The organism is uncultured Murdochiella sp. (assembly GCF_902488755.1).
In the GTDB taxonomy this organism is placed as follows: domain Bacteria; phylum Bacillota; class Clostridia; order Tissierellales; family Peptoniphilaceae; genus Murdochiella.
On the sequence record NZ_CABTXF010000047.1, the window covers coordinates 1 to 9,215 of the forward strand.

A 9,215-nucleotide genomic window follows, 5' to 3' on the forward strand; every position below is an offset into this window, starting at 1 on the left:
AAAAAAAAAAAGGAAAAAAATATGGAGTTTAAAAAAAAATACGTTTTTTTTTGGGGCGCCCGGGGCCCCCCCTTTTTATTTTGATATTTTCGCCCTTTTCTCCGCATGAAAAAAGGAGTAACATAGGTGGCGATTGCAGAGAATATGGAGAAGGAGAAAACGGCAATGAACGAAACGATTCAAGCCATCCTCGACATAGACCGTTCGACTCGCGAGCTCAAAGAGAATACGGCGCATGTGTTGGAAGAAGAAATGAACAATACGCGCATGGTCATGGCGGAGCTTCAACGAGAAGCGAATCGTCAAATGCGAGAACAGGCGGAAAAGCAGGTTCAGGCTATTGAACAAAAACGAAAAGAGGATGAGAGCGCCCTCGTATCGACCTCAGAAGAACAAATCGCGGTGATATGGCGCTTTTTTGATGCGCATCGCGAAAAAATGGCTGCGGAATGGTTTGCGCGATTGCGAGACGACAATGGGATCTGATACCGCTTTAGTGACAAAATTGCGTGGACGTTTTGGAAAGTATCTTGATCCGCAACAGCTTTATCGACTGTTGGAAGAAACAAGTCTGGAAGGTGCGTTTCGTGTCCTGCGTGCGATTGTCGGTGAGGAGATTGGCGATTTTCGTGATGTACGTACCTGCGAGCAGTGTCTGGAAGCTTGGAAAAAACAGAAAAATGATGAACTTCTGACCTTTCTGAATGCCAAACAGAAGCAATTCCTGCACAGTTTTTTTATGGAAGAAGAACTGCTGGAGTTGCAACGGTTTTTGCGTGTGTTACAGCGAGACAATCGAAAGGAACAGTTGTCCTTTATTCAGCACAGTATTTATGTCGACACGCTTCGCCTAAGTGCGGATACCTCTGTTCGTGCGCAGGCCTATCTTACGACATTGAAAGACAAACCGTATTATCGTCTTTTAGAGCCGATTGTTCGTAATGACTCTGCTAACGAAGCCATTGATTTCGACTCCCTCATGGTGAATTTTAATCGGTGGTATTTCCATCGCCTTCGTCGAGAGGCAAAAGAGATTGGCGGAAAGAGTGCTGCCGTCCTTAATGACCTTCTCGGCACGATGATCGACCTGCGCAACATCACGTGGATCGTGCATACCAAACGCTTTCTGCGCGACGAAGATCCGTATCTGGCGATGCAGATGGTGACAGGCGGAAAAATACTGTACGGCAAGACGCTCGAAAATGCCGTACATCTTGATTTGCCTGCTTTTACTGTTTGGCTTCGCCAAAGCCCATATCGCGGATTAATAGAAGGCGGTAAAGAGGACTACTCCTTTTTGCCCGTTGCAAGGCAGCGTTATCTCTATCAGCGTTGTCGTAAAATTTTCAGTCTTACGGATGACGGCTTGTTGGCTGCTGTGTGTTTCATACACATGCTTAATGGTCGCATCGCTGAGATTCGCCGCATATTGGAGGCGATCAATTTGGGATGGAAAGAGGAACAGATGGTACAGTACTTAATCGAATGGAAAACGGAATAGGAGGCGGCTTTTGGCAATACAACGAATGAAAATGATGCAGCTGGTTGCCCCGATCGATCAGCTTTCTCCCGTAGTTCTTGCGCTTTTCCGTACCGGCGGTCTGCACTTGTTGGATGCAGAAAAACGAATAGAGAACTATTCCTTCACCATACCGGTCACCGAAGAGAATTTGGCAAAGACAGTGGATGTTTCCACAGTTCGCCAGTTTGAGAAAGAAAACGATACGGGAGAGCGGCGTCAAGCAGCGCTACGCTATTTACAGCGCAAAGCGCGAGATATGGGGGATATTTTTGCCCAGCCCAATCGAACCACGCAGTTTTCTCCTCAACAAGAAGCGGTTTTGGCGGGACTGATGGACTTGGATGCGCAGATTGAAGTGATTCGGGAAAAGCGAAAACAGGCGGAGACGGATTTGCGTCTCTTGCAATTGCTCTCGGCAAACGACATCGCGTATTCTGCTTTGCAGAGCTTGGAACAGTTTTCCATCGAATTCGGAACGCTTACCGCCATTGAACGTCGCGCGATTCGCTCCGGGTATGAAAAAATACCTGCCGCAATCTTGCATCTTGGCGCAATTGAAAAAGAAGAATTTTATCTCTTGGTCTATCCGAACAAAGTGAAAAATGAAATTCGCCGTTTGGAGGATCGACTCAATTGGAAACCGTTGAGTCCTGTTTTTCCGGAAGGAAAGACAAATGCGGAATGCGCACGGAGCATCGAAGCGATGCTGAAGGAAGAAGAAAAGCAGCTGGCAGAACTGGAAAAAGAAAAGCAAACGCGTATAGGACGGCATAAAAAAGACCTCGAAGAATTGTACTACGCAGCGGCGTTAAATGATGCGGTCAACAATGCAAAGCAATACTTTGCACGCGGAAAAGCCTATTTTTATGTTACCGGCTGGGTGAGCGAACAAGAGGAAAAAGCATTTCGCCATACCATCGATGCTTTTGAGGACACCTTTGTACAGTTTATCGATGAAGAACAGGTATCCGAAAAAGCTCCGACACGTCTACAAAATCCGATAATTTTTCGCCCGTTTGAGGCGATGGTGAACATGTATGGGACACCGAATTACAATGAATTAGATCCGACCGGCTTTTTTGCCGTTACCTATGTGCTTTTATTTGGTGCTATGTTCGGCGATTTGGGGCAAGGACTGGTGTTCGCTCTTCTCGGATTGCTATTGAAAAAAATGCGCCATCCGAATTTAGGGGGCGTCGTGTTTCGAATGGGTATCGCCTCCATGGCGTTCGGTTTGGCATACGGTTCTTTCTTCGGACTGGAAACCGTCATTCCGGCACTCGTTGTACGTCCGTTTGAAAATATCAATACCGTTCTTGTGACCGCCATTCTCTTTGGTGTGGTGCTGTCCAGTATGGCGTATATTCTTGGCATAGTGAACAAATGGCGCAGAAAGGAATATCGTGAAGCCTGGTTTGGCAAAGAAGGACTGTGCGGTTTCGTTCTGTATCTCTCGCTTCTGCTTACGGTTGTGAACGTTGCCGTAAAGCCCATTCTTCCATCCGGTGTATTGATGACGCTCATTGTTGTAGCACTTGCCGGCATTTTGTTCCAAGAGCCCCTGACCAATTTACTGCTGCATAAACGACCGCTATATCGTCAGGCGATGGGAGACTATTACGTCGAAACAGGGTTTTCCCTTCTCGAAGCACTGATTTCCATTTTTTCCGGGGCACTTTCGTTCATTCGTGTCGGCGCGTTCGCCATCAACCACGTCGGCTTGTTTATGGCATTTTCGACCATGGGAGAGATGATGGGCGGTGCGGGAAATGTGGCGATGCTCATCATCGGAAATATCGTGATCATCGGGCTTGAAGGATTGATTGTTTTCATTCAGTCGCTTCGATTGGAATATTACGAGTTATTCGGAAAATACTATGTCGGCGACGGAAAACCCTTTGTCGATGCAAAGAAAATGTTACTGCAGCGTTAGTGTTGCGCAACCAAAAAAGGAGAATGATTATGGCTTCTATTTTAACGTTATCTACTATCATTGTCGTTTTGACCATTTCTTCGGGCTTGTATCTGCTTTACAAGAATACCGATTCCTCTAAAATACGCTTAAAGAGGGCGCTTCGTCTGAATCTAACGTGCTTTGTGCCCTGCCTTTTGATGGCGCTGATTATGTTTATCCCTTCTCCTGCTTTTGCGCAGGGTGGCGCAAATAGTTCGGCAAGTGGACTCGCCTATCTGGGAGCGGCGCTTTCTACGGGAATGGCAACCATCGGAACCGGTATTGCTGTCGGGGCGTGTGGCTCTGCCGCGCTCGGCGCGGTATCCGAGGATCAATCCATCTTAGGAAAAACGCTTATTTTTGTCGGTCTTGCTGAAGGCATCGCCATTTACGGACTGATTATTTCCATCATGATTCTCGGACAGATTGGCTAAGAGGCAACCATGCACATGAAGCTCATTACCGACGACAGAGAATTGGCGTTGGGTTCGCGATTGAGCGGTATCCAGACACGTGAGGTAGACGATAACACTGTACTTTCCGAGGAATGGAAGATGGCGGTGGAAGATCCGAACCTTGGGGTTCTCTATCTGTCGAAAAATGTGGCACAAGCCTTACAGGAAGAAATTGATGCTTTTCGAGCGAAACAGCATCGACCCATAGTCGTTGTTCTTCCGGAACAAGAGGAGAGTTGATCGTGGTTGAACTACAAAGTAAATTGGCGTTGTTTCGCAATATGATCTGGTCGGAGGAAAAACGTCGTTCCGAGCAGATGCTTTACGATTCCACCAAGCAGAATTCCAAGTTAATTGAAGAGCGCAAAGCACGTTTAGAGCGTGAAAGCCAGCAGTACATTGAACAACATGTTGACCGTGCCAAACGAGAGGCACACGAACGTTTGGTTGTGCATCGGCAGGAAAACCAGCGCGTTTTTTTGGAGACACAAAAAAAGTGTCTCGATGCCCTGAACGATACGATTCGGCAAAAATTCGCAGATTTTGTGCAAACACCGGAGTATGCGGATTGGATGCGTAAGCACTTGGGCGCAGCACTTCAGGAAATGGATGTTGCGGAGGTCCACGTTTTAGAACGGGATCGGCAGATGGTTCGACAAATCTGTGCGGATGCGTTTCCGGTGAAGAGTATGCCGGAGGAGGAAATCGGCGGTTTTGTGCTGGTGGATCGCCAGCAGGCGAAACGCACACGCCACACCTTTCACTATTTGATTCAGAATAATGAATACGAAATCGGCCGCGCGCTTCATGACTGGTTGATGAACGGCGCTATTCAGGAAGCGGAAGGAGAAACGCATGAATAAGACCGTAGAGGGTGTCATTCGTGCCATAAACGGACCGGTTATTCGTGGAATGCGCATGAATGGATTTGGTATACACGAGATGGTGGAGGTCGGCGAAAACCGCCGTTTGGGTGAAATTATATCGCTAGACGAAGATCAAGCGGTCATTCAGGTTTATGAACAGACCGAAGGGCTGAAAGTGGGAGATGCTATTTATGCAACCGGAGAACCGCTTTCGGTTGTTTTAGGACCGGGACTGTTGATGAATATGTTTGACGGCATCGAGCGTCCGTTGGAACGCATTCAGGATACCCATGGCGACTTTTTGGCGACCGGTGTAAAAATGCCGGCGTTGGATGCAGCCAAAAAATGGAATGTCACGATGAAGATTCATGAAGGGGATACGCTTTCTTCGGGACAGGTTTTTGCGACTTGCAAAGAGACCGTGCTTATTGAACATCGCGCCATGGTGCCGAACGGAATGGCAGGAAAGGTGATATCCTGTGTTTCGGACGGCGATTATACCGTAGAGGATGTACTTGCTGTCATTGAACAGGACGGGATTTGCCATGAGCTGAAACTGATGCAGCGTTGGCCGGTGCGCCGTCCGCGTCCGGTGTCGCGTCGTTTGACGACCAATGATTTGTTGGTTACCGGTCAGCGTGTACTGGATGTCTTTTTCCCCATTGCAAAAGGGGGAACTGTAGCGATTCCCGGCGGTTTCGGTACGGGAAAAACCATGTTGCAGCACCAGATTGCCAAGTTTTGTGATGCCGATGTGATTGTCTATATAGGATGTGGTGAGCGCGGCAATGAGATGACGGATGTACTGGATTCTTTCCCACAGCTCATCGACCCCAATACGGGTGAGAACCTCATGAATCGGACGGTGCTGATTGCCAATACCTCCAACATGCCGGTGGCGGCGCGAGAAGCGTCGATTTATACCGGCATCACGATGGCGGAATACTATCGTGACATGGGCTACGATGTCGCGTTGATGGCGGATTCGACCTCGCGCTGGGCGGAAGCGCTTCGCGAGATTTCCGGTCGACTGGAGGAAATGCCCGCTGAAGAAGGGTACCCGGCATATCTTTCCTCTCGCATCGCGCAATTCTATGAACGTGCAGGCCGTGTAGAAAATCGTAATGCTTCTAAAGGGTCGGTGACGCTTATTGGCGCGGTTTCTCCTGCCGGTGGCGATTTTTCCGAACCGGTGACCGAAGCGACAAAACGTTACGTCAAGGTGTTTCTCGGTTTGGACAAAGAATTGGCGTATTCGCGCCATTATCCGGCGATTAACTGGATGAACAGCTATTCCGGCTATACGGAGTTACTGTCAAATGATTATTTGGACCGCACAGATGTCGATGTGACGGCGTTGCGCAAGAAGATGATGGAAATTCTTCTTGAAGAGAGCAAACTCAATGATATTGTTTCGCTGGTCGGCGCGGATGTATTGCCGGATGAACAGCGTCTGGTATTGGAAATTGCGCGTGTTCTTCGCGTAGGGTATCTGCAGCAGAATTCGTTTCATGCAGAAGATACGTATGTGCCACTCAACAAGCAGGTGCGTATGCTGCAAGTAATCAATACGCTGTATGAAAATGGAAGAGACCTTTTGCGCCTTCATGCACCGCTTCGCATTGTTCGAGATGATGCGCTCTATCAGAAGGTAACGATGATGAAGTATGCTGTTGCCAATGACGATTTGTCTACTATTGATGAACTGGAAGAAGCCATCGTATCGCATTACGATGCGCTCAAAATGCAGTATCAGGGGGAGGATGCGTCGTGAATATCGAGTATATTAAACTGAAGCATCTGGAGAGTGCCATTGTTACGGTCGATAAAGTGCGTGACGTAGGCTATGGCGAGATCGTGACGATTACTTGTGAAGGAAAAATGTATACCGGTCAGGTCATGGCGATAGAAGATGACTTAGCCATGGTGCAGGTTTTCGGCGATACCACCGGTATGCGAGTCGATAACGCCGTGGTCACCTTTGAAGGACATCCACTTTCGATTCCGCTCAACGCCTCCATATTGGGGCGCATTTTTGATGGCTTAGGAAACCCGATCGATGGTGGCGGAGCGGTTTTTTCCAACAAACGATATAACATCAACGGATCTGCTATGAATCCGGTCGCTCGCGAATACCCCAAGAACTTTATTCAGACCGGCATTTCTGCCATTGATGGCTTGATGACTATTATTCGCGGACAAAAGCTGCCGATTTTCTCCGGTTCCGGTTTAGATCATGATCGCATTGCCGCACAGATCATTAGGCAATCGCAAATTCGCCATTCGGACGACGATTTTTGTTTTGTTTTCGGGGCAATTGGCGTGCAAAAGGACGAAGCGGATTTTTTCGAAGAAACCTTCCGCGCCGCGGGCGTACAAGATCAGGTGGCGAGTTTTATCAACCTGGCAGACGATCCGGTGATGGAGCGTTTAATTACGCCGAAATGTGCGCTAACCGCAGCGGAATATCTGGCTTTCGAAGAACATAAGCATGTGTTGGTGTTATTGACCGATATTACCTCGTATGCAGAAGCACTGCGTGAGATTTCCAATCTTCGGGAAGAAGTGCCAAGTCGTAAGGGCTTTCCGGGTTATCTCTATTCCGATCTCGCCGCCATGTATGAACGTGCCGGCATCCTTCGTACCGGAAAAGGCTCTATTACACTCATCCCGATTCTTTCCATGCCCAACGATGATATCACCCATCCTATTCCGGATTTGACCGGCTATATTACGGAAGGACAGATTGTGCTTTCACGAGAACTTTCTCGTCGCGGTATCTATCCGGCGATAGATATTTTGCCCAGTCTGTCGCGTTTAATGAAGGATGGTATCGGAGAAGGGTTTACACGGGAAGACCATGCCGATGTTATGCGCCAAATTTATGCCTCGTATGCCAAAGCGCAGGAAGTACGCAATTTGGCGCAGATTATCGGCGAGGACGATCTGAGTGAAGACGACCGCAAAGTGCTTGCCTTTGGCGATGCATTTGAGAAGCGTTTCTTGCGTCAGGAGTTCACCGAAAATCGTTCTATCGAAGAGACCTTGGATTTGGGTTGGGAACTCTTTGCTCTATTACCGGAAGGGGAGCTGACCCAGATAAGTCCTGAAAATAAAGAACGTTATCTAAGACGGTGAAATATGGCATTTTTTAAGATTACGCCGACCAAAGCCAATTTAATGAAAGTGAAAGCGATGCTTTCGCTGATGGAGTCCAGCTACACGCTTTTGGATAAAAAACGCGTGGTTCTTTTACGCGCCGCCAATGCGGAAATAAAGAAGAAAGCCGAACTGGAGGAGCGTCTCAAAGTGGTAAGCGCGGACTTTCAAGAGAAATTAAAACACGCTACCGTCGCCATGGGGCATTACCGCTTGGAGTCCATTGCCGCCGGAATGCCGTTTGATGAGTCGATTACCCTTAGCACCCGTTCGTATATGGGCGTGGAAGTCACCCATCTTCATCACGAAGAGAGCACGAAGGATGAATTGGATTACGATACGGTACACATCACCTTGGATTTTGCGACCCAATCCATGCAAGAGTTTAAGAGCGTTCTTTTGGAGTTAGCTTCCGTTACCGATGCGGCGGATCGTTTGCAACGCGAGATGGTGAAAACCCAAAAGCGCGCAAATGCCCTCGAAAAGGTGCAAATTCCCAAGTATAAAAAATATCGTGATTTTATTGCGCAATCGTTGGAAGAAAAAGAACGCGAGGAATTTTTCCGCCTAAAATTGCTCAAGAAGAAGAAAATGCACAAGAAACAAAAGGCTTAAAATCGTCCGGAGCAGTCATCCATCGTTTGAGCATCCTCAAGTGGCTTGTGGATAGATACGTATCTATCAACAAAGGAGGGAACGATGAGAAAAAATAAGGACACAAAGGGGGAAACGATGAGAAAAAATAAGGCGTATTGGCTCACTATCTTATTTACGATATTAAACGTTGCCGCCAATGTACTCTACAACTTTGCAATGGCTCTGCTTTTAGAGGCTCTCATCGCACAAGATTTTCACCGACTGATCTGGGCTGTTGGCGTCAACTTTTTCGGCGTTTTCATTATTTTAGCAACCGATGCAGCGATGAAAATTTTCCAGGCGCAATACATCGTTGATCAACAGCTACAAATGCGTAAAATACAAATCTCTCGCTTGAGCGGCTATGAAATATCCAATCTGACGAGTGATATGGATTTACTGGAAAACAACTTTTTCACTCCGTATTTTAATAGTGTTGAAAAAGGGCTGCAAATTGCCATGGCTTTGGCGGCTTTATTGTGGATTGATTGGCGTCTCGTATGCGTCAGTCTGATCCTCTTCGGTGTCATTGTTATAACCAACAGTAAAATGGGACCCTATAGCGAACGAATGGTGCAAGAGTATTCCACGGCAAACGAAACTTTCCTTCATCACCTTACGGA

The 9,215-nt window shown here is 47.6% G+C and carries 10 protein-coding genes; all 10 read left to right on the top strand.

Annotation, left to right across the window (positions count from 1 at the left end; all coding sequences use genetic code 11):
- Positions 1 to 126: 126 nt before the first annotated feature.
- Complete coding sequence (locus RDL68_RS05340; protein ID WP_308540648.1) at positions 127 to 486, top strand: hypothetical protein; 360 nt, start codon at positions 127 to 129, stop codon at positions 484 to 486.
- Positions 476 to 1,501 carry a V-type ATPase subunit gene (locus RDL68_RS05345; protein WP_308540649.1) on the top strand — a complete coding sequence of 342 codons (1,026 nt, stop codon included), beginning with the start codon at positions 476 to 478 and terminating at the stop codon, positions 1,499 to 1,501. The genes RDL68_RS05340 and RDL68_RS05345 overlap by 11 nt, the downstream gene beginning before the upstream one ends.
- Positions 1,502 to 1,511: 10 nt before the next feature.
- A complete protein-coding gene (locus RDL68_RS05350; RefSeq protein WP_308540650.1) occupies positions 1,512 to 3,455 on the top strand; it encodes a V-type ATPase 116kDa subunit family protein in 1,944 nt (647 codons plus the stop codon).
- A gap of 29 nt (positions 3,456 to 3,484) precedes the next feature.
- Entirely contained in the window at positions 3,485 to 3,910 is a 426-nt protein-coding gene (locus RDL68_RS05355; RefSeq protein ID WP_308540651.1) for an ATP synthase subunit C, read from the top strand.
- Positions 3,911 to 3,925: 15 nt separating this feature from the next.
- The gene (locus tag RDL68_RS05360; RefSeq protein ID WP_308540652.1) at positions 3,926 to 4,171 is read left to right on the top strand and encodes a V-type ATP synthase subunit F; all 246 of its coding nucleotides are present in this window, start codon (positions 3,926 to 3,928) and stop codon (positions 4,169 to 4,171) included.
- 2 nt (positions 4,172 to 4,173) lie between these two features.
- Complete coding sequence (locus RDL68_RS05365; protein ID WP_308540653.1) at positions 4,174 to 4,794, top strand: hypothetical protein; 621 nt, start codon at positions 4,174 to 4,176, stop codon at positions 4,792 to 4,794.
- Complete coding sequence (locus RDL68_RS05370; RefSeq protein WP_308540654.1) at positions 4,787 to 6,571, top strand: V-type ATP synthase subunit A; 1,785 nt, start codon at positions 4,787 to 4,789, stop codon at positions 6,569 to 6,571. The genes RDL68_RS05365 and RDL68_RS05370 overlap by 8 nt, the downstream gene beginning before the upstream one ends.
- Positions 6,568 to 7,935 (top strand): V-type ATP synthase subunit B, encoded by a 1,368-nt coding sequence (locus tag RDL68_RS05375; RefSeq protein WP_308540655.1) that lies wholly within the window; start codon positions 6,568 to 6,570, stop codon positions 7,933 to 7,935. Before RDL68_RS05370 ends, RDL68_RS05375 begins: the two co-directional genes overlap by 4 nt.
- Positions 7,936 to 7,938: 3 nt before the next feature.
- Positions 7,939 to 8,571 carry a V-type ATP synthase subunit D gene (locus RDL68_RS05380; RefSeq protein WP_308540656.1) on the top strand — a complete coding sequence of 211 codons (633 nt, stop codon included), beginning with the start codon at positions 7,939 to 7,941 and terminating at the stop codon, positions 8,569 to 8,571.
- Positions 8,572 to 8,655: 84 nt separating this feature from the next.
- Positions 8,656 to 9,215 (top strand): hypothetical protein (locus RDL68_RS05385; RefSeq protein ID WP_308540657.1); only part of this gene is annotated, 560 nt, incomplete at its 3' end.